The sequence below is a fragment of the Photobacterium halotolerans DSM 18316 genome (genome assembly GCF_000425165.1).
GTDB lineage: Bacteria > Pseudomonadota > Gammaproteobacteria > Enterobacterales > Vibrionaceae > Photobacterium > Photobacterium halotolerans.
The window spans coordinates 38,337-62,501 of sequence record NZ_KE384319.1 but is presented as its reverse complement, the minus strand read 5'-3'; the positions used below and the strand labels follow the sequence as shown (position 1 = coordinate 62,501).

Annotated in this window: 26 protein-coding genes and 2 tRNA genes; 14 read left to right on the top strand and 14 right to left on the bottom strand. The window is 49.5% G+C overall.

The genetic code is table 11. The features are described 5' to 3' along the window. Positions 1-246: 246 nt before the first annotated feature. The 7 genes from hutC to H511_RS0109665 all read left to right on the top strand — a co-directional run bounded on the left by hutC (position 247) and on the right by H511_RS0109665 (position 7,897). Complete coding sequence (gene hutC / locus H511_RS0109705; protein ID WP_027252110.1) at positions 247-954, top strand: histidine utilization repressor; 708 nt, start codon at positions 247-249, stop codon at positions 952-954. A gap of 262 nt (positions 955-1,216) precedes the next feature. Beyond that, the gene (gene hutI / locus H511_RS0109700; protein WP_027252109.1) at positions 1,217-2,446 is read left to right on the top strand and encodes an imidazolonepropionase; all 1,230 of its coding nucleotides are present in this window, start codon (positions 1,217-1,219) and stop codon (positions 2,444-2,446) included. A 12-nt stretch (positions 2,447-2,458) separates the two neighbouring features. Beyond that, positions 2,459-3,466, top strand: a complete 1,008-nt coding sequence (gene hutG / locus H511_RS0109695; protein WP_027252108.1) for a formimidoylglutamase — start codon at positions 2,459-2,461, stop codon at positions 3,464-3,466. A 24-nt stretch (positions 3,467-3,490) separates the two neighbouring features. After that, complete coding sequence (hutU, locus tag H511_RS0109690; protein WP_027252107.1) at positions 3,491-5,176, top strand: urocanate hydratase; 1,686 nt, start codon at positions 3,491-3,493, stop codon at positions 5,174-5,176. A 461-nt stretch (positions 5,177-5,637) separates the two neighbouring features. Further along, positions 5,638-6,510, top strand: a complete 873-nt coding sequence (locus tag H511_RS0109685; RefSeq protein ID WP_027252106.1) for a fructosamine kinase family protein — start codon at positions 5,638-5,640, stop codon at positions 6,508-6,510. A gap of 88 nt (positions 6,511-6,598) precedes the next feature. Further along, the gene (gene hxpB / locus H511_RS0109680) at positions 6,599-7,252 is read left to right on the top strand and encodes a hexitol phosphatase HxpB (RefSeq protein WP_027252105.1); all 654 of its coding nucleotides are present in this window, start codon (positions 6,599-6,601) and stop codon (positions 7,250-7,252) included. 441 nt (positions 7,253-7,693) lie between these two features. After that, complete coding sequence (locus H511_RS0109665; protein ID WP_027252104.1) at positions 7,694-7,897, top strand: CPXCG motif-containing cysteine-rich protein; 204 nt, start codon at positions 7,694-7,696, stop codon at positions 7,895-7,897. A 63-nt stretch (positions 7,898-7,960) separates the two neighbouring features. Here the strand turns inward: H511_RS0109665 and H511_RS0109660 are convergent, their stop codons facing one another. Beyond that, positions 7,961-8,569, bottom strand: a complete 609-nt coding sequence (locus H511_RS0109660) for a riboflavin synthase (protein ID WP_027252103.1) — start codon at positions 8,567-8,569, stop codon at positions 7,961-7,963. Between the two features lie 299 nt (positions 8,570-8,868). Here H511_RS0109660 and H511_RS0109655 point away from each other — a divergent pair, with 299 nt between their 5' ends. The 5 genes from H511_RS0109655 to H511_RS0109635 all read left to right on the top strand — a co-directional run bounded on the left by H511_RS0109655 (position 8,869) and on the right by H511_RS0109635 (position 12,175). Next, positions 8,869-10,239, top strand: coding sequence for an MATE family efflux transporter (locus H511_RS0109655; protein ID WP_027252102.1), 1,371 nt, complete (start codon positions 8,869-8,871; stop codon positions 10,237-10,239). Positions 10,240-10,339: 100 nt separating this feature from the next. Continuing rightward, positions 10,340-11,410 (top strand): DUF3080 domain-containing protein, encoded by a 1,071-nt coding sequence (locus H511_RS0109650; RefSeq protein WP_051288041.1) that lies wholly within the window; start codon positions 10,340-10,342, stop codon positions 11,408-11,410. A 139-nt stretch (positions 11,411-11,549) separates the two neighbouring features. Then, positions 11,550-11,810 (top strand): DUF5062 family protein, encoded by a 261-nt coding sequence (locus tag H511_RS0109645; protein ID WP_027252100.1) that lies wholly within the window; start codon positions 11,550-11,552, stop codon positions 11,808-11,810. 162 nt (positions 11,811-11,972) lie between these two features. Next, positions 11,973-12,049 (top strand) — tRNA-Val (locus H511_RS0109640). 49 nt (positions 12,050-12,098) lie between these two features. Beyond that, positions 12,099-12,175 (top strand) — tRNA-Val (locus H511_RS0109635). Here H511_RS0109635 and H511_RS24400 read toward each other — a convergent pair. Then, positions 12,164-12,766 (bottom strand): hypothetical protein, encoded by a 603-nt coding sequence (locus H511_RS24400; protein WP_027252099.1) that lies wholly within the window; start codon positions 12,764-12,766, stop codon positions 12,164-12,166. The genes H511_RS0109635 and H511_RS24400 overlap by 12 nt on opposite strands. Before the next feature lie 212 nt (positions 12,767-12,978). Here H511_RS24400 and H511_RS0109625 point away from each other — a divergent pair, with 212 nt between their 5' ends. Both H511_RS0109625 and H511_RS0109620 read left to right on the top strand, forming a co-directional pair. Beyond that, complete coding sequence (locus H511_RS0109625) at positions 12,979-13,983, top strand: hypothetical protein (protein WP_027252098.1); 1,005 nt, start codon at positions 12,979-12,981, stop codon at positions 13,981-13,983. Beyond that, positions 13,983-14,543: a hypothetical protein gene (locus H511_RS0109620; protein ID WP_027252097.1), complete on the top strand. Its 561-nt coding sequence runs from the start codon at positions 13,983-13,985 to the stop codon at positions 14,541-14,543. Before H511_RS0109625 ends, H511_RS0109620 begins: the two co-directional genes overlap by 1 nt. 134 nt (positions 14,544-14,677) lie before the next feature. On the opposite strand, the gene H511_RS0109615 is transcribed toward H511_RS0109620, so the two are convergent. From H511_RS0109615 to H511_RS0109565, 12 genes are all read right to left on the bottom strand, one after another. Beyond that, positions 14,678-15,391, bottom strand: a complete 714-nt coding sequence (locus H511_RS0109615) for a hypothetical protein (RefSeq protein WP_027252096.1) — start codon at positions 15,389-15,391, stop codon at positions 14,678-14,680. A gap of 22 nt (positions 15,392-15,413) precedes the next feature. After that, positions 15,414-15,644: a hypothetical protein gene (locus H511_RS0109610; protein WP_248616584.1), complete on the bottom strand. Its 231-nt coding sequence runs from the start codon at positions 15,642-15,644 to the stop codon at positions 15,414-15,416. Continuing rightward, entirely contained in the window at positions 15,641-15,853 is a 213-nt protein-coding gene (locus H511_RS0109605; protein WP_027252094.1) for a hypothetical protein, read from the bottom strand. The genes H511_RS0109610 and H511_RS0109605 overlap by 4 nt, the downstream gene beginning before the upstream one ends. Positions 15,854-16,211: 358 nt before the next feature. After that, positions 16,212-16,805 carry a hypothetical protein gene (locus H511_RS24110; protein WP_051288039.1) on the bottom strand — a complete coding sequence of 198 codons (594 nt, stop codon included), beginning with the start codon at positions 16,803-16,805 and terminating at the stop codon, positions 16,212-16,214. Positions 16,806-16,931: 126 nt separating this feature from the next. Continuing rightward, positions 16,932-17,255: a type II toxin-antitoxin system RelE/ParE family toxin gene (locus H511_RS0109595; RefSeq protein ID WP_027252093.1), complete on the bottom strand. Its 324-nt coding sequence runs from the start codon at positions 17,253-17,255 to the stop codon at positions 16,932-16,934. Then, on the bottom strand, positions 17,230-17,460 hold the full coding sequence (locus H511_RS24395; protein ID WP_081669238.1) for a TA system antitoxin ParD family protein: 231 nt from the start codon (positions 17,458-17,460) through the stop codon (positions 17,230-17,232). The genes H511_RS0109595 and H511_RS24395 overlap by 26 nt, the downstream gene beginning before the upstream one ends. A 368-nt stretch (positions 17,461-17,828) precedes the next feature. Continuing rightward, positions 17,829-18,026, bottom strand: coding sequence for a hypothetical protein (locus H511_RS0109590; protein ID WP_027252092.1), 198 nt, complete (start codon positions 18,024-18,026; stop codon positions 17,829-17,831). A gap of 102 nt (positions 18,027-18,128) precedes the next feature. Continuing rightward, complete coding sequence (locus tag H511_RS0109585) at positions 18,129-19,217, bottom strand: hypothetical protein (RefSeq protein WP_027252091.1); 1,089 nt, start codon at positions 19,215-19,217, stop codon at positions 18,129-18,131. A 5-nt stretch (positions 19,218-19,222) separates the two neighbouring features. After that, positions 19,223-20,590 carry a hypothetical protein gene (locus tag H511_RS0109580; RefSeq protein WP_027252090.1) on the bottom strand — a complete coding sequence of 456 codons (1,368 nt, stop codon included), beginning with the start codon at positions 20,588-20,590 and terminating at the stop codon, positions 19,223-19,225. Next, positions 20,587-22,185 carry a hypothetical protein gene (locus tag H511_RS0109575; protein WP_027252089.1) on the bottom strand — a complete coding sequence of 533 codons (1,599 nt, stop codon included), beginning with the start codon at positions 22,183-22,185 and terminating at the stop codon, positions 20,587-20,589. The genes H511_RS0109580 and H511_RS0109575 overlap by 4 nt, the downstream gene beginning before the upstream one ends. Beyond that, positions 22,178-23,155, bottom strand: a complete 978-nt coding sequence (locus H511_RS25015; protein ID WP_036759421.1) for a hypothetical protein — start codon at positions 23,153-23,155, stop codon at positions 22,178-22,180. Before H511_RS25015 ends, H511_RS0109575 begins: the two co-directional genes overlap by 8 nt. 9 nt (positions 23,156-23,164) lie before the next feature. Then, positions 23,165-23,839, bottom strand: a complete 675-nt coding sequence (locus tag H511_RS0109565) for a hypothetical protein (protein ID WP_027252087.1) — start codon at positions 23,837-23,839, stop codon at positions 23,165-23,167. Positions 23,840-24,165 lie beyond the last annotated feature (326 nt).

Genomic DNA, 24,165 nt, shown 5'->3' with positions numbered 1-24,165 from the left:
CACATGCAATTTCGTATTTTACCGCCTGCCAAGGTGCAGTACGGTGATGAGATAATGTCTGTTTCGGTGTGAATTTTGGTACAAATCAAAATTGCTGACCCCAGACAGAGGGCGAATTGTAATGGATTGACTCACAAAACTAAAGATAGAAAAGCCAGTGACCTGTGAGCCACTTGCAAAATAAGGGAAAAGTTGCTTTCATTTGTATAGGCAATTTAGAGTCAATAATGACGCAGAGACAACACCATGGCAAGCGCACCGCGTTATCAGCAAATCAAAGAGTACCTCGACCGGAAAATCCAGAGTCGTGAATGGCCACCCGGATATAAGATCCCCACCGAAATTGAGCTGTCAGAGCAGTTTGAAGTCAGTCGGATGACGGCCAATAAAGCTATCAAAGAACTGGTGAATGAAGGGTTTCTGGAACGCACCCCCCGTTTAGGCACTTTTGTCTGCAATAAAAAAGCCGAATCTCCTTTGATGGAAATTCGGAACATTGCAGCGGAAGTCACCAGCCGGGGCCATCAGTATTCCAGCAAAGTGATCACGCAGCAGCAGGTCAAAGCCCGCGATGAAATTGCATTACGCTTAGGCGTACGGCATGACACGACTGTCTATTTCACTCAAATCGTCCATTACGAAAATAAGGTGCCGATTCAGCTGGAAGAACGCTGGGTGAATCCGCACTTTGCCCCCGATTATATCCAGCAGGATTTTACGACTCAGACACCCAATGAGTATCTGATGCAAACATGCCCGCTCAGTGATATTGAGCATACTGTCGAAGCCATTCTGCCCCCTTCACATATCAGTGAGTTACTCGAAATGGCGATCGAGTCGCCATGTTTATTACTCAATCGCCGTACCTGGAGTAACACCAATCTCATCAGTACAGCTTTGCTGTACCACCCCGGTGATAAATACAAACTCAGCTCCAGAACCCGCGTCATTTAACTCTGGTTCGTTTTCAGGCGCTGCAAGCCTCGTTGTTTCTTACCTGTCATATTGATTAACAAGCCTGCTCACTCTGTGACCAGGCTTTTGAATAACTCATCATTTCCACCTGATGCTTCCCTCTCCCGCTGCTACATACGCTACTGTTAATAGAATCCTTCAACATTGATCACATTTTCATTACGTCACATCTTGAGTTTTATCCGAATTCAGACTTTAATTTGTATATACATATCAAACAACCAGAGAGACGCTGCTCGCTATGGAACGTATTCTGATCAATCTCAAACTCGTCACCATGGAACCGGAACACGGTTATCAGATCATTGATAATGCCATGGTGATTATCCGTCAGGGTAAGATCAGCTACGCCGGTCCGCAGCAGGCAAACTGGCAGGACGCAGCCGACAGCCAAGCTGAGATTGTGGATTGCAAGCAGGCTCTGGTCACGCCGGGTCTGATCGACTGCCATACCCACCTGGTGTTTGCGGGCAATCGTGCTAACGAATTTGAACAGCGTCTGAACGGTGTCCCTTACGAAGATATCGCCAAGGCCGGTGGCGGCATTTTGTCGACAGTCAGAGCCACGCGCGCAGCCACCGAAGATGAACTGTTTGCATTGGCTTCAGAGCGCCTGGCCGGCCTGAAACGTGACGGCGTCACCACTGTCGAAATTAAATCCGGCTATGGCCTGACGACCGAAGATGAGCTGAAAATGCTGCGGGTTGCCCGCCGTATTGGCGAGCAGGCCGATATCAAAGTCTCAACCACACTGCTGGCCGCACACGCATTGCCTCCCGAATATGCCGGACGCAGCGACGATTACATCACCCTGGTATGCGACGAAATTATTCCTGCAGCAGCAAAAGAGAACCTTGCAGATTCAGTAGACGTTTTCTGCGAAGGCATCGGTTTTTCAACCGCACAAAGTGCGCGGGTTTTTGCTGCGGCCAAAGCCCATGGCCTGATGATTAAAGGCCATACTGAACAGCTGTCGAATCTGGGCGGCAGTGCACTGGCAGCCAGCATGGGTGCAAAGTCTGTCGACCATATTGAATACCTGGACGAAGCCGGTGTTGAAGCACTGGCCGCCCACAACACAGTCGCTACCCTGTTGCCAGGCGCTTTCTATTTCCTGCGTGAAACCCAGCAGCCACCGATCGCTCAGCTTCGTGAAAAAGGTGTGCCGATGGCAATTTCCACCGACTTTAATCCCGGCACCTCACCGATTGCCTCGCTGCGTACCATGATGAACATGGCTTGCACCTTCTTCCGCCTGACACCGGAAGAATGCCTGAGAGGCGTTACCGCGCATGCCGCACAGGCGCTGGGTCTGAGTGAGCAATGTGGTCAGATTCGCACGGGTATGGCCGCCGATCTGGCACTGTGGAATCTTGACTCGCCAGCAGAGCTGTCCTATCGCATGGGTGTGCCGGATTTAATCGCCCGGGTTGTGGATGGCAACGTATTTTATCAACCCAAGAATCAGTAAACAGGAGGCTGTATGCCTATTGATATGAGTATCTGGCAAGGACGCAGTGATCCTGAAGACGGTAACAAAGGCCTGCGCTGGCACCAGAAAGTGCAACCTGCCGATAATGCCAATGAAAGCGGCATCATGCTGCTCGGCTTCGCCTGTGATGAAGGGGTCTCGCGCAATAAAGGCCGTACCGGTGCTTATGATGCTCCGGTCGCGATTCGCCGCGCACTGGCCAACCTCGCCTGGCACCACGAAGAGCCCGTTTATGACGGCGGCAACATCAGCTGCGACGACAGCAACCTGGAACTGGCGCAATACCGGCTGGCAGAAGATGTAAGCCGCGCCCTGCGTCAGCGCCACAAAGTGATCGTGTTTGGCGGCGGGCATGAAGTGGCCTGGGGATCGTTTCAGGGCATAGGCAATTATCTGGTGCAAAAGCAGCATGTTGCCGGCAATGAGAATGAAGCACAGCAACCACCGCGTGTCGGCATCATCAACTTTGATGCCCACTTCGACCTGCGTAATCCACCGGGTGGCAAGCAGTCGGAGAAAGGCAGCTCAGGCACCCCGTTCCATCAGGCTGCCCGTTTCTGCGAAATGCATAACTGGCCATTCAAATATGCCTGTCTGGGACTGGCGCGTACCAGTAATACCCAGGCGCTGTATGAAAAAGCCGACCGTTTAGGGGTGTTTTACAAAGATGACCATGAACTGGTTCATCACAAGATGGAACCAACACTGACAGAGCTGCAGCGATTTATTGATCAGTGTGATTACCTCTATCTGACCATTGATCTGGATGTTTTCCCGGCCTCCGTGGCGCCTGGAGTCAGTGCCCCGGCTGCACGCGGTGTGCCATTCGACATCGTTGAAATGCTGCTGGAACCGATTTTAAAAGCCAGAACGCCGAAAGGGGAATCGAAGATCCTGGTCGCGGATCTGGCTGAGTATAACCCGCGTTTTGACATTGATAATCAAACTGCACGGTTAGCTGCACGGCTTGCCTGGACAATCGCCCGCGCTATTCGTTAACCGAAGAGCGGCAAGGAGAGCAAAATGACGCAACAACAGAATCCACGTCTGGACACGACACGCACCATCAAAGCACCAACTGGCACCAAACTGAATGCCAAGTCATGGCTGACAGAAGCACCGCTGCGTATGCTGATGAATAACCTGCATCCAGATGTGGCTGAACACCCTCACTCTCTGGTGGTCTATGGTGGTATTGGCCGTGCAGCCCGTAACTGGGAATGTTATGACAAGATTGTTGAAGTCCTGAAGCGCCTGGAAGATGACGAGACCCTGCTGGTTCAGTCCGGTAAACCTGTCGGGGTGTTCAAAACGCACAGCAACGCGCCTCGCGTACTGATCGCTAACTCCAATATCGTGCCACACTGGGCAAACTGGGAACACTTCAACGAGCTGGATAAAAAAGGCCTGATGATGTACGGCCAGATGACTGCGGGCAGCTGGATCTACATCGGTTCACAAGGCATTGTTCAGGGCACCTACGAAACCTTCGTTGCTATGGCGCGCAAGCATTTCAATGGCGATGCATCCGGTCGCTGGGTACTGACCGGCGGTCTGGGCGGCATGGGTGGTGCTCAGCCTCTGGCGGCCACCATGGCGGGTTTCTCTATGATCGCCGTTGAGTGTGATGAGTCACGTATCGATTACCGCCTGCGTACCGGTTATGTTGACTGTAAAGCCACCACGCTGGACGAAGCACTGGCTATCATTGAAGAGTCCAGACAAACCGGCAAACCGGTTTCTGTTGGCCTGCTGGGTAACGCGGCTGATGTCTTCCCTGAGCTGGTGAAGCGCGGCATCGTGCCAGACTGCACCACTGACCAGACATCAGCCCACGATCCGCTGAATGGCTACCTGCCTAAGGGCTGGAGCATGGAGCATGCGGCAGAAATGCGTCTGCAAGACGAAGCCGCGGTGGTGAAAGCGGCAAAAGCGTCGATGGCGGTACAGGTACAGGCGATGCTGGATCTGCAAAAAGCAGGTTCTGCAACCGTCGATTACGGCAACAACATACGCCAGATGGCGCTGGAAGAAGGCGTTGAAAACGCATTCGACTTCCCGGGATTTGTACCGGCTTATATTCGTCCGCTGTTCTGTGAAGGCGTCGGTCCGTTCCGCTGGGCTGCCCTGTCCGGCGACCCGGAAGACATCTACAAAACCGATCAGAAAGTCAAAGAGCTGATCCCGGATAACCCACACCTGCACAACTGGCTGGACATGGCGCGCGAGCGTATTCAGTTCCAGGGACTGCCGGCACGTATCTGCTGGGTGGGCCTGAAAGACCGTGCACGTCTGGGTCTGGCATTTAACGAAATGGTGCGTAACGGTGAACTGAAAGCGCCTATCGTAATTGGCCGAGATCACCTGGATTCAGGCTCTGTTTCCAGCCCTAACCGCGAAACCGAAGGCATGATGGACGGTTCAGACACTGTCTCCGACTGGCCACTGCTCAATGCCCTGCTTAACACGGCATCCGGTGCGACCTGGGTTTCTCTGCACCACGGTGGTGGCGTAGGAATGGGCTTCTCTCAGCATTCTGGCATGGTGATCGTATGTGACGGTACCGATGAAGCCGAAGAGCGCATCCGCCGCGTACTGCGTAACGACCCGGGCACTGGTGTGATGCGTCACGCTGATGCCGGCTACGACATTGCGATCAACTGCGCCAAAGAGCAGGGCCTTGATCTGCCAATGATCACAGATAAATAACTCCAGCACGAATACTCACGGGTGATTCTGGCAGTAATACGACGGAACCTTTTGCGCCAAGTCTCTGATTCAAAGCCATCAAATTCAGCTACACAACCAAGCCGGGATCCTTCCCGGCTTTTTTTATCTGATTCTGTTATTAAAACTGCTTTGATATAAATTTTACTGCCCTGCACTTTTTAATTGACTGTTTTTGTTATTTAAGTCAGCTGAGCGGTAAACATATAGTCTATGCTGTGATGAGGTAAAGCACGGGGCGACTGACAAAAAACACCATAATAACGTCAGTCAGGGGTAGCGATGAGCACGGCTCGTTCAGGTTCGCAGAACCAGAATCGACTTGCACCCAACACAATTGCCCCAACAGATTTGGCGTCACTGTCTTTATATAATCCAGCCCAGGCGCTGTATTATTGTTTATCATGATTTGTACCCAAACTGGTTTGTGCCCGGAGGATGCTATGTGGCAAGCGATTTCCCATCAGCTTTCAGACGTACTTGATCAACCCTTTACCATCCGCGAGCGGGATACCCTCCCTGGCGGGGACGTTAACGAATGCTATTGCATCAGTGATGGTGATCAAAGGTACTTCATCAAGCTTAATGAGAAAGAGCAGCTTCCCGTTTTTGAAGCAGAAGCGGAAAGTCTGCGGGTCCTGCAGGAAACGAACTCAGTGACAGTGCCCACCAGCCGGCATATGGGCATAAGCCGGGATAAAGCCTTTCTTATCCTTGATTTCATGCCCATGAAAAGCCTGGATACAGAATCGGCTCACACCCTTGGCCAGCAACTGGCGCATCTTCATAAATGGGGTGAACAGCCGGAATACGGCTTTGACATGGATAACTTTATTGGCCTGACACCTCAGCCCAATCAATGGCGCCGTAAATGGTGCCGCTTTTTCGCTGAACAGCGGATTGCCTGGCAACTGCAGCTCTGTGAAGAGAAAGGCATCGACTTTGGCAGCATTGATATCATCACAGGCAGAGTGATTGATATTTTATCGACACATCAGCCCAAACCTTCCCTGCTGCATGGCGACTTATGGCATGGAAATACGGCGCTCAGTGTCGATGGCCCGGTGATTTATGATCCCGCCTGCTACTGGGGCGACAGGGAGTGCGACATTGCCATGACAGAGTTGTTCGGCGGATTTCCCGACAGTTTCTACAATGGCTATCAGTCTGTGTTTCCGCTGGATGACGGTTACAAAGAACGTCGCGACCTCTACAACCTTTACCACCTGCTGAACCACTGCAATCTCTTTGGCGGAGAATATCTGGATCAGGCAGAACGCTGTATTCGCAGACTTAATCTGACAGACTCTGAGTAGCAATTAAACGGTAATCCAGGCTACCGTCTGCACAGTTGAAGTGATAAAGTTCACATTCTTTATCCTTTCAGCTCAAGACAGGAACAGTATGTTAAAAGCCGCAATCTTCGATATGGATGGCCTTCTGGTCGACTCAGAACCTTTCTGGCAACGTGCTCAGGTTGAGGTATTCTCTTCACTGGGTGTCACAATTTCACAGCAGGAAACGCTGGAAACCATGGGGTTGCGGATCGATCACATTGTTGATCTCTGGTTCGAGCGTCAGCCATGGCAAGGCCCGTCGTGCCAGGACGTCAACACCATGATCACTAAACGTGTGGAAGAACTGGTTCAGGAACACAAACCTATGCTGCCTGGTGTGCGTGAAGCGATACAGACATGTCAGGATATGGGTTTGACAATTGCTCTGGCGTCATCATCACCAATGAGCCTTATCAATGCTACCTTAGATGCCCTGTCACTGACAGAGCATTTCAGTGCCCTGTTCTCAGCCGAGCACCTGCGCTATGGCAAACCTCACCCGGAAGTGTACCTGAATGCGGCCCATGATCTGGGTGTCGATCCGCTCCACTGTGTTGCTTTTGAAGACTCCCTGAACGGCTTGCTGGCCGTCAAGGCAGCCCGTATGAAGAGTATCGTCGTGCCGGAGCAGCAACACAGTGCCGATCTGCGTTGGTCAATCGCGGACAAAAAACTTAACTCGCTGCTCGAAGTAAATAAAGCATTAATCGCCAGCCTTTAATCAGGCTCAAGAATGGTTAGCCTGTTTGTCGCAACACACAAACAGGCTGATCATCCTGTTTCGCAAAATACTCATCTATATCGATATCAAAAGCGTCACTATAGGCCCATTTCCGATCAATCAATTTCACATTACCGCCAGCTTGTCTACTCTGTTCTTATCAACTTTCCAGGCAACAAAGTCCTCATAGTTAAAACTTCTCAGCAATTCAAAGTTTGCAGTTAATTCACGGCAAAAACTAATCCGTATCGCTAGGATTAACTTAACGGTTAGCAAACCTATACCCATCGTTTTTGTTGCGATTGTCAGGTAAGAAACGACGTCTGTGTTTCAACCAGCCAGTGGCTTCCGAGGCGAAAGAGTCAAGACTCTCCAGTAGGGACACTGGTCGCGGTATGAATGTGCCAATCAGTATCAGGTACATATTGTAAGGAGTAGAAAATGAAGAACTATAGTGAGCAGAGTGTGACTTGTCCGCATTGTGGCCACCATATCCGAATTACCCTGGACAGCAGTGCCGGCAGTCAGGAGTTTTACGATGATTGCCCCGCGTGTTGCCATGCGATTCACTTAAACATGCAGGTTGATGAATTACACAAAACCATTCACCTGTTTGTCGATGCTGACGACGAGCAAATTTTTTAATGTCCGAATCAACACGCTCCTCGCACAAGAGGGCGTGTTGATTGAGACAAACGCTTTCCTTTATTAGCCTCTCGCTGCCATCACCCTTTCCACCGTATCCACCACAGCCTGCGTCTGAGGATCAATTTCTATATTGATCACATCACCTTTTTGGCGCGCAGACAGATTTGTCCTGTTCAGGGTTTCCGGGATCAGGTTGACGTTAAATCTCTGGCCTTCCACATCCCCAATAGTCAGGCTGGCCCCGTCGATACCGATATAGCCTTTAGTGAACACATATTTCATCAGGGCGGCAGGCAAAGAAAACCAAATCTGATGATTGTTTTCTGTTTCAATGACCTCATCCACCACCGCAGTGGCCATGATATGGCCCGACATACTATGACCGCCTATCTCATCACCAAACTTAGCCGCTCGTTCAATATTCACGCGGTCACCGGGACTGAGCAAACCCAGATTGGTGACACGCAGTGTTTCCTGCATCAGATCGAACGAAACTTGATTTCCGTTGATGTGTGTTACCGTCAGACAACAGCCGTTATGGGCCACAGAGGCGCCAACTTCCAATCCTGGCAGCAGTTCATCCGGCAATTGAATAACGTGAGTCTGAAAATCTTTTTTCTTGTTAATTTCAATGATTTCAGCCGTACACTGAATAATACCTGTAAACATTTCTCCTCCAGAGAACTGAACCTGAAAGCGATGGACACTCGCCTAATCGGATAGCAAAGCAATACTGTGCTACATAATGAATCTCTGCCCAGCATCCTATCATTGACCCGTTTTACTTAGCCAGTCCTGCAGTCCCGCTGCATTGTGATATCCTCAAACAGTACGGCGACACAGAAAAAAGCAGAAAAATGCTGAATTGTGATACAGATTGAATAAATCATTGTCAGTATCAGTGAAGCCGATATAATCCACTGTGAAGATTATTCCAATAATAGATTACCTGCCCTCTGGAGCATTTCGTGCATCTTTATCGTCTAGAAACTAAGCGATTGTTGAAACTCGCTATTCCCGTTCTGATCGCCTCTGTTGCGCAGACGGCAATGAGCTTTATTGATACCGTGATGGCTGGCGGTGTCAGTGCCACCGATATGGCCGCTGTCTCGGTCGCCTCCAGCGTCTGGATGCCTGCCATTCTGTTTGGCATTGGTGTGCTGTTCGCTATGGTGCCCATTGTCGCCCAGCTCAACGGCTCCGGCCAGAAAGACAAAATTCCGTTTCAGGTTCAGCAAAGCTTTGTCTTGTCTTTACTCTTGTCAGTCCCAATCATACTGGTGCTCTATAATGCGGGCATCTTAATTGATTACATGGCCGTCGAACCCGTACTGGCAGAAAAAACCATTGGTTACTTACACGCCGTTCTTTATGCTGTTCCGGCCCTGCTGCTGTTTCAGGCATTACGCAGCTTTTCTGAAGGCCTGTCACTGACCGTTCCCGGTATGGTGATTGGTTTCATCGGCTTGTTAGCCAACATTCCGCTTAACTGGATCTTTGTTTACGGTAAATTCGGCGCACCGGCGCTTGGCGGCATCGGCTGCGGTGTTGCCACTGCCATTGTGTACTGGCTGATGTACTTCTCGATGCTGGTTTATGTACTGGTGAACCGGAAACTCAGCCGCGTCGGGCTATTCCACACCTGGTATCGCCCAGAGCTGAAAGCCATTCTGCGTCAGTTCAAGCTTGGCTTTCCGATTGCAGCGGCATTATTTTTTGAAGTCTCGATCTTTGCGGCAATCGCACTGCTGATTGCACCACTGGGCTCAATTGTTGTCGCCGCCCACCAGATTGCGATCAACTTCTCTTCGCTGGTCTTCATGTTACCTATGAGCTTAGGTGCCGCGGTCAGCATCCGGGTCGGGCATCAGTTAGGTGAGCAAAACTTTGATGGCGCAAAAATTTCCAGCCACTGCGGTGTCTGGGTTGGCGTGGCCATTTCTGTGGCAACAGCTGTGTTGACGATCATTTTCCGCGAACAGATTGGCTTGCTATATACCGACAACACAGACGTTATTATGCTGGCAACTCAGCTCTTGTTCCTTGCGGCGGTTTATCAGTGCAGTGATGCCGTTCAAGTGGTTGCGGCCGGGGCACTACGTGGTTACAAAGACATGCGGGCCATTTTTATCCGCACCTTTATTGCCTATTGGGTTTTTGGTCTGCCAATCGGGTATGTACTGGGTATGACAAACCTGTTCACCGCACCAATGGGGCCACACGGCTTCTGGATTGGTACGATTGTTGGCTTAACCGCTGCAGCATTGATGCTGACGGTGCGACTGCTTTGGCTGCAACGCCAAGACCATGATTTCCAGCTGGCAATGTCGGTACAATAACCGGATTCCCCTCTTCCTAAGGCAGCAAACGCTGCCTTTTCTCTATCTGAAAACTCAATCTGTTAGCTTATACTGTTATAAAAATCCCAGAATAACGATCATGCGCCGACGCTTTCTTTCAAATCCGCTTAACATAAACAAGCTGCTGATTCGGCTCGCATTGAGCGGCCTGCTTATTCTATTGGCCGGTTGTGACCGTCAGTCCTCAGATAATCAGTTTGCAGACTATGCTGATCGTCTTGCTTCTGTGCTGGCAGTCAGTTCGCCGAAAGAGCCGGATACCCGGCTCCCGCCTCTTCCCGAGGTCGGTGATATGCTGCAGCGCACCGAAGATGTCAGAATGGGACTGTTTGACGCCTATGAACTCAGAAAATGCGGCTTGTTTCATCTCATCGCAGAGCGCAATTCTGTGCTGGGAAAAGTGCAGGACAGAACCCGCCAGTTACGCTACGAGCTGCTGTTATTAGACGGTATCGGCCACTGTATCGCGACATTGCCCGAGGACGATAATGTCAGAGCGCAACTGATAGAAGTTCAGACCACGAAACAAGATGACCTGTCTAAATACCTGTGGAACATGCTGCTCACTGGTGAAGAGTGGCAAAAACAGTTTAAGCCCTCACACGCCGCCTTTTCGCTGGGCACGATTCCAGATGCCACCGCCACCCTGCAGGCGATGAGCGGATTAGCGCACATTGCCAGCCAGATTTCTGCGCGGCACAGCGTCTCCGCTCAGTCCGCTGAACGCCTGCTCAGCTATGAAGAAAACATCCACACCTCGCGTTATCTTGGTCAGCTTTTTTACTCAATGGCCCGTGCCACTGACTGGCTGAACACCACAACCGCCCTACTGAGCCAAAACGATGCCACAGTCGTGTGCGGACCCAACCGAAACCAGCAGAAAGCCAACTTTCTAGAGAACGTATTCTATAAATTTTTCGTTACGGATATTCAGCCATACCTTGCCAACCTTGATGCCCGCTACCAGGACATTCAGCCGGATCTGCAAGCCCTGTTTGCTATCCCCAACCGCCCTGCTGCGCTCGCCGATTATCACAGCTTCTATATAGACGGTGACATACACCGCCAATTTCGTGACGCTACTCTCAACCACGTCTCATACTGGCAGACCTTGTTCAAGCGTTGTGGGATAAACGTCGGACAGCCATAGGGTAGCTGGTCTTTGCCGTTCATTTTCATCGCCTTGCCGAAACACCGTTAACTGCCTTACAAATGAATGACCATAGGCTCAAAAAATCAACACCCCTACTATGCTTTACATACAGGCCACAATCAGGGAACGAGATAGAATGAAAAAAATCAAAAACGAGCAAAAACTGATTAAGAAAGCCATGGAAATAGGCATTGCCTTTGCCAAAAAACAGGGTTATGAAGACTTCGACAAAGGCATTTCAGATAAAGAAAAAGTGGAATGTATCTACCGGTTACTGGTTGATGTGAAGCAGATCACCCCGCTTTCTCCCGATCAGGAAGACGGCCCCAATATGAAGCATAAACTGGCTATCTGGATCTCCCGCTTACTGCCGCCGGATCATGAGCTTTTGCAATAATTTTTACCCTGAAAACAACAACTCAGTGCCTGATTCAGCGTCAGGCAGTACAAGTAACAATCAAACAGTCACGAAAAATAAAAAAAGCCAACTCAAACACTTGCGCCTGTGGGTCTGAGTCGCTAATATTCACCCCGTTCTCAAGCAGGACGATTTAGTGATACGACCGTAGCTCAGCTGGTTAGAGCACCACCTTGACATGGTGGGGGTCGGTGGTTCGAGTCCACTCGGTCGTACCAAATCCTGCATTAGAAAACATTGTTGCTAAACAATCAAAACATAGCATTTGCGTCTGTAGCTCAGCTGGTTAGAGTATCGCCTTGACATGGCGGGGGTCGGTGGTTCGAGTCCACTCAGACGCACCATACAGAGAAGCCCGTTCGAAAGAACGGGCTTTTTCTTTGTCTGCTATCTTTTGTTCCCCATATGTGTCCCCACATGGTTTCCGTTCCACCAAAGATTTTATTCGCCAGTAGTTTATAACAGTTAATTGGATCAAATTCCTGATACTGGCCGTTCTGCCCCTGTTCGTTACTGACGTAATTGGGATGAATTTCGGCGCTCAGGTATTTAAAGCCTTCTTTGGTGACTTTGCTGATGCCGAGTTCGTACCACTCCACCTCTGCACGTAATCGACCGCGGTCGGTAAACAGGCGACGCACCACCGCCCCGGCACCGTTTTCAGGCTGGTGCGCAATGTCGATGTTGATTTCCTGGCCATAGACGTTCTCGTTGAAGTTTTTGACCAGGGCATCGAACATTTGCTGGGTCAGTTCGAATTCGCCGTAACGCGGATCGTAAAATTTGCCGGTTCGGGTAATGGTGACAACACTGCGTTTACTGCTGCTGTGGGTGTCCACCTTCACAGCATCCGACAGGAGATGAATGGCCCCGCTGGCCGGTGCTGCACTGAGTGCCAGCACAACACTGGCGGAAAGAAAGGATTGTTTGTTCATGTCTCTGCCCTAAAACGGAAAAGCCCCTGAGGGTTACTCAGGGGCTCGGTCGCCATCAATTATTGCAGTGTTAGAGAATAAAAGATTCATAAGGAGGGGCAGTGAAAGTTAGTACTTGTATCATTTGTATTCATTTGATCACAATCACAGCAAGTGTATGCAATTTGTATCATCATTGGGTTTTCATGGAAGAAGTAGAGATGAGATCTTAAATGGCAAATAAAAAGAACAATAGAAGTAGAACAATTTACTATTACCGAGCTGAGTTCAAACAATTTGATGGCCTCGTTATAAATGAAACATTAGAAGAAATGGTCATTAATTCATGGTCCAAATTAAACAGCACCTCTGAAAGAAGCTTTTTTTCTAGCAAAGGAAGGCAAATTGTTGGGATGAAGATTTCCCCGATGCGAGCGACTTTATCAAAAGGTAATAGAGACTGCACTACCATTTGCTTAGGGATTTATGAAGAAGGTGCTGATGCAAACACTATTTCTCGCCCATCAAACTCTCACATTGAAACTTCAGCCGACACATATTCAGCACCAGTAGATAAAGAGTATCTGGATGGTGAAGCATTCATGTGCCTATATGGAAACCATATTATTCTAAGTCCTACTGATCTACTTAGAGCAGCGACTGCATTACAGTATTTCGAATCTTTATTAAATGCAGGTGGCTATGGAAAAGAGGCAAACACTTTAAATATTCATCAAATAGCTGATATTGACACATTAAAAACCATTCACAATGAAGGAATAAAAAACATTTCAATAAATTCCAGTGTATATGTATCCACATTTGATTATCTTTCCAGAAATAATAATTTCAATACGACACCAATTTTAAGAAAGCTCAAGGGAATGGCAGAGAGTGTACTTGACTGCTTATATGAAGATGACGATGTGGCAGATTTCAACAACGTAGATAGTCTAAATGCCAACATTGTGATTTCTCACGATAGTCGAGTTAAAGGAGAACAAGCTGAAGAAGAAGGTGATCAATTGAGCAACGCAGCATTCCAATTAATAGAAAGCGACCTGAATGGCTACAGAATAACCACCAAGAAAGGCAAGACATTCACACATGACAAAATAATAGTGAAAAGTAAAGTTGATGTCCCAGAGCATGGAAAGTCAGTAAATCGTGACGCAATGTGGGGGCAATTAGTGTATACTCTGCAACAGTACGAGAAAAGTGGCGTCTTGGAGCAATAATGAGTTTCGCTAACGCTAAAAAATATTGGAAAAAAACAGTCCAGCTAATTGTTGCTATTCTTGTTAGCTTGTTTTTATCATATTTATCTCAGCCATTAATTAATGAAAAAGCGTTAGATACCCTTGTAAACATATACTCTATATTAGCGGGTTTCTTAGTGGGAATTATTGCTCTCATTGGAGACCCGTTATCGCTTCCTTCTGGTTCTTGGCGAGTTGCAGAAAAAGCAAGAATTAATACACGTCGCAACTTAAAAGGAACGAGGAACCTACTATACATTTACCTTTTAACTTTGTTTTTTATTTTTTCCTACAAGCTATTTACAATCGATGGCGTACTAAGTATATATACAAAATTCAACTTAGAAACTGATATCAAAAACAACTTAATTGATATTAAGTTATTAACTGAACGCTTTATATTGTTTCTATCCTATATTGCATTCTTTTACTCTTTTATGCTTCCATCAAAGTTATTTCAAGTTCAGGAAAAAAGAGTCGACAAAGAAATTGAAGAACGACGTAAAAAGGCAAACATTAACAATAACCAGCCTAAGTAGAAGATGTCACCGTTATAAAACTCTTAGTTAATTTTTGCTATTTAGGGCATAAATACGAAATCCCCTGATAGTAATATCAGGGGCTCGTTTTTTCAATGTAAGTAAGATTTTAAGGGAACAGACGATAAGAGCGACTAAATATCCTGCAATTTAGACTCTAAGTATGTTCCGACGAACCAAACAGGCAACACAGGAACAAGCCATAAAAATAAAACCAAAATAACTTGATTTAATGTAGAAGCTGAAAATAACGCCATACCAAGAACACTTTCACAAAATAAAATCAAAAACGCATTACCATGCTCTCTTAAGTGCTTATACGATTCAGTGTACTGTCGTCGGCGTTCGCAATCCTTACCTCGATTCTTAACTAAATCTTTATAGAAATCAAAAATAACTGGGGTGGAGGTTCTATAAACTGATAGACTCATTGCCGCTTGAGTGGCCAAAACAAACACAAGCGGTGCCATAAACATTGCTTGGACAAGATTCCAGTCATCACTGTACATGTAATACAAGAAGGCATATACGGACATAATAATAAGAATATAAATCCAAAAGCCACGACTAACCTTATTCGATGTGAAATTAAACTTACACCTATAAGTATGAAGCAGCAGAATTGGCGCACTAGAGATGTAGCAAAATGATACTCCAACAATCAATGCAACCCATAAAAATCCATTCGTTAAAGTTGATAAAGACAATGACTTGACATTAAGCAACTCACCTATAGTTGAAGACAAGCCTGAATCAGGGTGAAAAATTATTGCTGTAAAGATCAATGCCCCAAAAACACTTCCAACAAAATAGCGAATAAAATAAAACTCCCACCATTTATTTTCCATAATATACTCCTTTTAATTCATGTTAATTAAAATAATCTTGTTGATAGTTAATGGATACACTCACCCACCTTTTACACCTGCACAGCGCCACACCCTCTGCGACTTTGACGCAGCGGGATCGGATGACGCCTTGGTGGGTGAAGATGCAGTGGCCGCATTCGCAGACGACGGCGGGGTATGGCCCCGCCAGTTCCTGGTACATGGCATCGAGTCGTTTTGGTTCAAGTTCGGTGACGTTGGCCTGTACCATCATTCTGCCTCCATCTTGAGTAAGGCGATGTCGAGCTTGTCGCCGATAGATGCAAACAGATAAAAGAGTTGTTCAGCGGTGAGGGTATCAACCGGGCCTGAAGTTGCGCCGGAGATTGCGGCTAACCCGCCAATCATTTCCCGGGCTTCGAGGACTAAGGTGTGCGGATCTTTGTTGATTGCCTGGAAAGCAGAAGCTGAATTTATAGACATAGCATGTCTCCGTTGAGAAGCAAATTTACATTGCCACTCGGAGACGCCAATACTCACGATGGTGGCAACTCGAACAGGGTTGGCGTAACCGGTCTCAACGATACCGGCGCGACCGAAGTCGCCCCTGCCCGAGCTACCATAGAGTACTGCTTTTCTTAGGTGTGCGCGAGCGCCGCCTAACAAAAAAGACGCTGAGCGCGTCTTATGTGGGCTCGTTGAGTAATTACTGGACGCCAATCCAGATAACAGATTTTGCTGTTATGGATATGAGCTTAACTGCGCATTTTGGGGGTGTCAAGGAGTCTGGATTGGATTTAAAAGAAATACCGACGTAGCTACGCCGGCAAGAAATCATTTCCTATAATTGCTGCCAAGCTCTTTCAAACGCAGCTATTTCTGATTCAACAGCAATCGAGAAAACAATCGGATCACCACTAAATGTGTACATCTTTCTCGTATTGATATCCAACACAGCATAAACTGCTGTATTGATATCAATACAAGATTGCATAAGGTAGCAAATATAGTTTGCTCGCTCTTTAGTCATTGGTTCATTTACACTAAAGTACAGCTTGATAATATGCTCTACCCCGTCAATAACAACATTAAGCTCCGGATTACAAACAATCTCTGTGACATTTGAGTGGTAAGAATTCCTAACTGGGTCATGCCAACGAATGTTTTTACCTTTAGCCCAAGCAACAAATTTCTTTGCTAAATGGCTATAATTACTTGTTTTTCTCTTATCATTTAACGTTTTCGGTAACTTTGTCAGCTCACTCAACTGCTTTTGATTCTTAATGATATCAACGATTTTTTCTCGAAAGCTTTTGTAATAATCGGAACTTGGATGATATGACCCTTTATTCTTTTGCCTTTTGATCAGAGTTAGCTTCTTAGTCCCGCCTTGGGTTGCAATCGCTGAAAATTCTTTTACGAAAATGCTTGGCATAACAGCTCCTACTGAACAGTTTATAACCAACCTAGCACAGTGCAACAACACCCACAACAAAATACAACTAAAGTCGTATGAGGGTTTAGAGAAAAAAAGCCTGAGCATTGCTCAGGCTTCATAGTTCTACCCAATCAGCTTCAGATCCGCTTTTCGCCTTTTCTTCATCTGCTGATAGTAGTTTTCATGCGGGCCGAGATTCAAAAGATAAAGCTCAAGTTTGTTCTCAACCCAGCTGTACCCCAAGAGAACCTCTTGGCCATCCAGCTTAAACTTGTGCACCCAGAGGTGAGACAAGTCTCCCTTCTTTTGTTCACCGAGTTCAGGATCATCAATGACCTTATCGATCTCATCATCAACAGCAGTTTGATGTTCCTCTGGCAATTTATTAAATGCCTTCTCAAATCGACTAGTTTGATATACATCAACTTCTTTTTGTTCTTCTGACATACCGTTTGACAACTCCTTGTTTTGCCTCTTCGGTAGCCAACAGTGCCTCATGGACGAATCCATAAGATAAATCTGGGTTATCAACCATCATCTGACCAATCTTCGCCCAATATTCAATCTGTTTTGGCACTGAGCGGCTCTCCGCTTCAGCGTGAATTTTAACGTGAGTGACGAACTCATCATCTAAGCGAACGCTAGTAGCCATATTTCGCCTCTCTAATATCTGACATTAGGTATATGTTAATTTTCTATAATTGAGTTAAATATTGTTTGCTATTTGATTGATTTAATTTCAGTTTTAATTGATTAATTTAAATATTTTTTCTATTTGATTGATTTAATTTCAGCTTTGATTGATATAAATTTAGTTTAAATTTGATTGAGTTTTATAGCTTTAAATGTGTTCGTCAGAAGCACAATAGCAACAATTTGTCGCGCCTGCAACCATTTTGTTGCTAAGTGAAACAAAAAGCCTGAGTTCTCACTCAGGCTTTTTCCGAACCAGCTCCACGAAGCGAGCAGCATCAACACCACTTAATTGTGTTTTGCCAAAAGGACTTGATTTGATGACCATTATTCGAAATCCGAATGATACACAGGCACACTCACCCACCGCTTACACCGGCACAGGGCAATGCCCTCGCCGATTTTGACGCAGCGGGATCGGATCACGCCTTCGCTGTCGCAGATGCGGTGACCGCAATCGCAGACAACTTCATTCACAATGGGTTTGACTGAGTGGAACTGAGGGAGTTGTTGTGCGGTATTCATGATTTGCTCCTAGCTTTCTGCCGTTCGTCTGCGCTGGCTTGTACTGATGTAGCTCATTATATCTAAGTTACATGGGCAAAATTGCCCAATTTTTCAGCAGCATCAGAGGGTCTCAGTATCAATGCCATTGCGCTTCAGCAAGGGGTCCAGGTGCTTCCAGGGCGTGGCGATCATGTTCTCTTTCAGGTGGCCCTGTTGCAGGGCTGCAACTTTTTTGTCGTGGCCCAGCACGGCTTTCTGCCCTTCCCTACTCTGACCTTTCAGCCAGCTGATACAGTCGGTCTGGCTGGTTCTGTCTTCCTCTGTCACTTCATCTATAAACACCACCTGCTCATAACTCAACGTATTGGGGTGTGCCGGCCACGGGCTTTTGCCTTTCGGGTACACGCCTTTGCCCAGGCCAAAAAGATTGGCCCGGGCGTGCATATCGCAGATGTCTGGTTTCGGGTGGTTGGGGCTGAGTTTGAATTGTGTGCCAGCCACGAACTCATCTTCAAAGGCGGCGTTCTGAAAAGCCATGCCATGCGCCCGGTTGATTTCAGTACGCATCACGCGCTTGATTTGCGAGTAAGGTGCACCATCGTTCACCATGAGTTCCTGCGCAACCGTGCGGCTCATACCCGTGGCATTCGGCAGCCCTTCGTTGCGGGCAATATCGGCAGGCACCGGCTGGCTGCGCTGCCGGAACGCCTGAGCAGCTTCACTGGCCGACTGCCCGAGAATCACGGCCCGTTCAACCGCCTGTGTGACCACTTCCCGCGCATGGCGGTCGACCCGCCAGAGCCGGTCGCTCAGTTGCAGACCGTCTTTGTGGGTCATGGTGCGCACAGCCAGCACAGCTTCATCAATGGATTTACTGACAGTCGCGGCCGCAACTGTGGTGCTGAATGTGGTCCCGCCATGCTGCGCGGCCTGAACGATGTAGCCATCCACCATGCTGGCCTGCGCTTGCGCCAGCTGGTCCAGCAGGCTTTCAATCTCGCGGGTTAAGGTTTGCAGCTGGGAAAGGCGAACCTCACCCAGCTCGTCAGCCGCATTCATGACCAAAAACTGAATTTCCGACAGCACCGACTGATACAACAGCCCCAGTTCATTCATGGCTGTGGCATCGAGTGCATTGGTGGCGCGTTCTGCGGCTTTCATCGCCCGGCGAATGGTGGCCTTCACCTGAGTGCGGGTATTGTCTGTCATGGCCATCACCCGTTCGTGATTGAGGTGGCACTCTCGCCTTTCGGCCGGTTGCCCGGGGTAATACTGACGTCCGGTTTACCGCTTTGTGGCAGGTGCGGGTCGGGATACGGATCCCGGCTGTTGGCTTCCTCTTCGCGCATGCTTTCGGCCCGTTGTACATCGACGCCCGCCGACTCCCATGCTAATTTGCGCGGCATGCCCAGCGCCTGATATTTCAGGGCCAGGTCTGCGCGCTGGTTCTTGGTGTCGGTCATACGTTCAGCGAACTGAACCTGAAACTGGTACGAATCCGGATTCAGCCCGGCAAGCAGCAATTGCAGTTTAAAACCGTCCTGATAGGCGTAGGCCAGCGCATCCTGCAGGGCGTCGATTTCTTCGTAGTAGTCCTGCTTGAGATCGTCCAGAATGTCCCGCGCCATGCCGTCGACATAACCGAACAGTCCTTTGGGTGCCGGAGCGCCCGAGAAAAAGGCATCAACCAGCAGGCTGATGTCGGCAATCTGGTCCATGTTGGCATCGCCACTGACGGCCGTGACTGACAGCTTGTTACCGTAAAAATCGGTAGCGATTTCTCCGCTCTGGCCTTCCACCCGTTCACGGTATTCATCCAGCGCGGCTTTGTCGGCACCGTCGAGCGAGTGCGCCAGTTTTTGCGGCGCCCGGGTGCGGCGGCGAATCACCAAATCTTCTTCCGTCATCACCAGTTTCTGCCAGATGGTCCGGTTTGCATCCAGATACGGCCTGCCCATGCAGCCCATGTCATCGAAGTTATCCGGGTCAAGCCGACTGACGGTGAGCTGCCATAACGGAAAGGTGCAGAGTTCCTGCCAGGTAATCGGGTCGATTTGGCGGAAAGCGCGTTTCGGATCTTTGAAGCGGCCTGTGGTGTCGACAATTGGAATGATGGTTTCGGTCGGCATGCGAATGGCATTGGTGACCTGCATGGCTTCGTTGACTACCCACTGCAGCGGCAGGTTGCCTTCTTTGGCCAGCCCGCCCGCGTCGCTCATCAGCTTGGCGCGGTTATTAAGCTGCAAGCGGGTAATGAATTGCTGCCACAGCTTATTCACCCGCTGGTTTTCTTTGCCAATCCAGTGCAGTTTCAACCCGCCTTTGGTGGCGTCTCTGGCGATACGGCGGTGAATTTTCTTCACCCTCGGATCGATTTTATCCATGTGACGCAGGGTAATAATGGCCGCGCGCAGGTTGGGATCGCACTGCATCATGTCATACAGGTACTGCACCGAGCGTTCGGGGTCGGCGATGTGGCTTTTATCGGAATGTTGCTGGCCGCTCTGGTTGCCCGGGGTATTGCGCGCGGAAGCCAGTGGCTTGTTTTTCACAGCCGCCCAGATGCGGGAAATCATGCTCATGAAAGGTTCCTTAACAGGTTCAGGCTGCTTGGGCAGCCCAACAGCTGGTCGCGTGTTCTGTGGTTGATGGTGATGATACTGGGGACAGGCGCAGCGCCCTGCGTGACCAGCGCCCAGTGCGAGGCCATGTGGGCATCGAACAGGTCATCACCGATAGACGCTTTCACCATTTTGTAGCTGGAATAACTGCCGGCTTTCACGGGTGTAGGTTTGATATTGCGAAGCTGCCTTGGCAGTTTGGCGTAGTCTTCCAGTTCCGGATCGTTCTCGCGGTCGTCGACGTACGGCAGCACCATCTGGCGGTTGTGATAAGCACTGCGCAGCGACTGAGCCATCTGGTGTTTGGCGTACCCTTCAAAGCGCAACGGTGAAAAGGCCCACTCCGGCCATGTTGATGCGGTACTTTCACCGCCCCCGATGGCGCGTCGGTCGATTTGGGTCAGGCCTTCGGCAAAGAGATCATCATTCACCTGAGTCAGTAAGCCGATACCGAAGGCATCGCCGATGGCGTAATCGGGCCGGAAGTAGCGCCAGAATCCCACCAAATCCCGCCGGATGATGCCTTCGTCTGTGCCCGGATGCCATGTTTTGCAGAAGATGACAACCGAGAAGTTGCCGACCTGCTCTTCCACCACGATGGAGGAACGCGACGAAGCCGGGTTTTCACCGTGGCCTGTGTGGTCGTAGCCAAATGCAATCACACCGCGCTTTTTGTACACGGTGTATGGTGCCGGGGCGCTGGGTTCCAGCCCGATGCGGGCACCAACCTGAATGGCATTACGGATGTACTTTTCCCAGATCAGGTTTTTGGCGGCAACGTTAATACAGAGCAACTGACGAATGTATTCATCCTCGGGCAGCTGCTTGCGCATACTCATGATGAAGTCTTCGTTCAGAATGCCCAGCTCGATGCCGAGGTAACAGTCAACCGTCGGCAGGCAGGTGTACTCGCCGGAATCAATCAGGCCGCTGAGGGTATCGGCGCCTTTGAATACACCCGTGATGCGAATTTGCGGTTTGTTAATTGACGCTTTGCTGGCACCGAGACGGCGACTGGAGCCCATCATCAGCAGGAAACGGCCATACAGGCGATCGGCATCAAGGTCATCGACCTCTTCCAGCGAGGCCCAGGTTAAGTCGCCGCCATCGACGTTGGCCATGATGCCGTATGCCCGGGCTTTCGAGCGGTTGGCGAATTCGTAATAGGTGTCGGCCAGTTGCCTGCGGCCCGATTTGTAGGCCAAGTAACCGCTGAGAATATCCGATCGCCGAATGGCGTCGAGGTGGTAGCCGAGGTTGACCAGAGACTGCGCTTCACGCGGGGCGACAATGCCGTCTTCCTGATCGGCATGAATGGCGTTCCACTCCAGAAAATACATCTCTTTGACGGCTGTTTTCCCGGTCCGCCGGCAACTGAAATCGACGGTGTTCGGATGCATGTCCATCTCTTCCATTTTCAGCAGCTGCATCGGGTCCAGCTCGACGTTGTGGACGTGCTTGTGCCACATGCCGTGGTTTCCAGCATAACGCTGAATTTCCTTTTCAGCCAGGCTCTGGATTTCAATCCGCTGCGCGGCGCTGAGACGTTCAGCCATTCGGGTTCACCTCGCTGAAGTCGCCTTCTTCGGCACTGCTGTCCTGATTGTGCTCAATCAGAATATCATCCCGCCGTACCCGGTTCTGAGAACGGGCGATCATTTCTTTCAAACCTGACATTTGCTCGGTCATCTTGCGCTGGTAGTCGAGTGCCGATTCTCGTTCTTCTTCCTGATCAATCGTCCGACCCATTTCGATGCCGTGGTCGACCTGCACTTTCGGCGTCATGTTCAGATCCGCCAGGGACAGGTTGTTCTTACTCAGCAGCTCCATCATGGGCTTGAGCAACGGGTGCGCTTTGATTTCTTCAATTGTGACTGTTTCGCCGTTGGCAGCTTTATAGCGGCCGATGTGGAATCCGCCTTCTTTGTCGAAGTCATACACCGGGTTTCGCAGCGAGACGCCGTCCGCCACGATGGTTTGCATCATGTCCTGAAAAATGGCGGCAAGGTTTGCCTGGCTAATCGCGTGCAGCTCGGTGAGCTTTGACGGGTCGGCCGACTGAAAGGCGATCAGGTGCTGCATCATCAGCTCGGTGCGCTTGATGCAGGCGGGCTGCGTGGCGCAGTAAGCATGGTCGACATCGCAAGTGGCACATTGCGGGTATTTGCCGGGCCGGGCTGGGAAAAACAGAGCCGTTTTCGCATTAGCGCCATGCTTCAGGGCGTTGAATCGCGTGATGGCCTGCTCTGCGACGGTCGGATGCCCGGCCAGATTTGATGCGGATCGCGCTTTGCCTTCCGCCGTTTTCGGACCGGTGGAGGCCAGCACAGCGCAGAACTGCCCCACTTCCCACGGCACTTGCTGTACTTCGCGCTGGCAATTGCTGCAGGTTCCAAAATAGCGGTAAGGATGCGCACGCTTGGGCTCATCCTCAATACGGACTGGCGCCGCTCTGAAGGTGAAACTGCAGTCACCACATTTGAAGGTGACGGTTTCACGCGGCGGGTTCGGCTTCTTCTCACTCATGGCGATACGTTAATGAGCCAGCGCCGGAGACTGGAGGGATTCAAGCTGTTTCTTCACTCTGCCCAGATGGCTGAGCGAGATGTCATCACCCAGCCATTTGTACAGCTGCTGGCGAATCCTGTCGAACGGCACATCGGCCCGCAGCAATTCGACGATCAGGATATCGCGCAGATGGTTGTTCCACACCCGGAACACCGGCACGTACACGCGCAGCTTCTTTCGGTTTGGTTGATAGGCCGCTTTGAACAGCTCCCGCCAGATGAAGCGATACTGTTCTGCATCCACCGCCACATAAATTTCGAACCACGCGGCCGCAAGTCGCTGGGCGTCCAGCCAGTCTTCGAATTCGTCTGCAGTCATCGCTTCATGGGTATACGAGTACAGCAGCACAGGAATGCGCAGGCGCCGTTCAGTACGCAGGGTTTCCAGCTTTCGCCAGACCGTAAGGAACAGCTCAGGGCCAAGGTGATCCGCAATGGTTTTCCAATGTGGCGGAAGCGGCAAGCTGTCGACGGCTTTCTGCAGTTCGGAGGCACTCAGGGAAAGTTCTAATTGGGTGCAGTTATCCAGGTACCCACCTCCCCCTGTGGCGACGCGCGTTTTCCTATGCCGAGCCCCCACCCCTTGGTCGGTGATGGTGTGGTGATGAAGAACAGGTGAGATATTGAGAATTAAGCTGCGCATTTCCTGATTCCTTCTGAAAACTGAAGCCAGTCATCATCAGGGCTCGGACACCGCAGTAAGATTGTGAGTTGCGCATTCTACCCTTATGCGCAACTGGGTCTGATAAAAAGTTCTAAGACTTTGGACGGTTTTGGCCGTTTCGAAAGCGAGTTCTCAAGGTCTGTAAAATCGTCCGTCAACGTCCAGTATATCTGACATCCCTGGAAAAGTTAAAGACGGGTTATGTAAGTTCTAAGACTCTGGGGGGAGGCCAAAAGTTATGGTGTACCACGCTTGAGATAGGCTGAAAGAAACAAATACGTCAACGACTGCTTAACTATACTTAT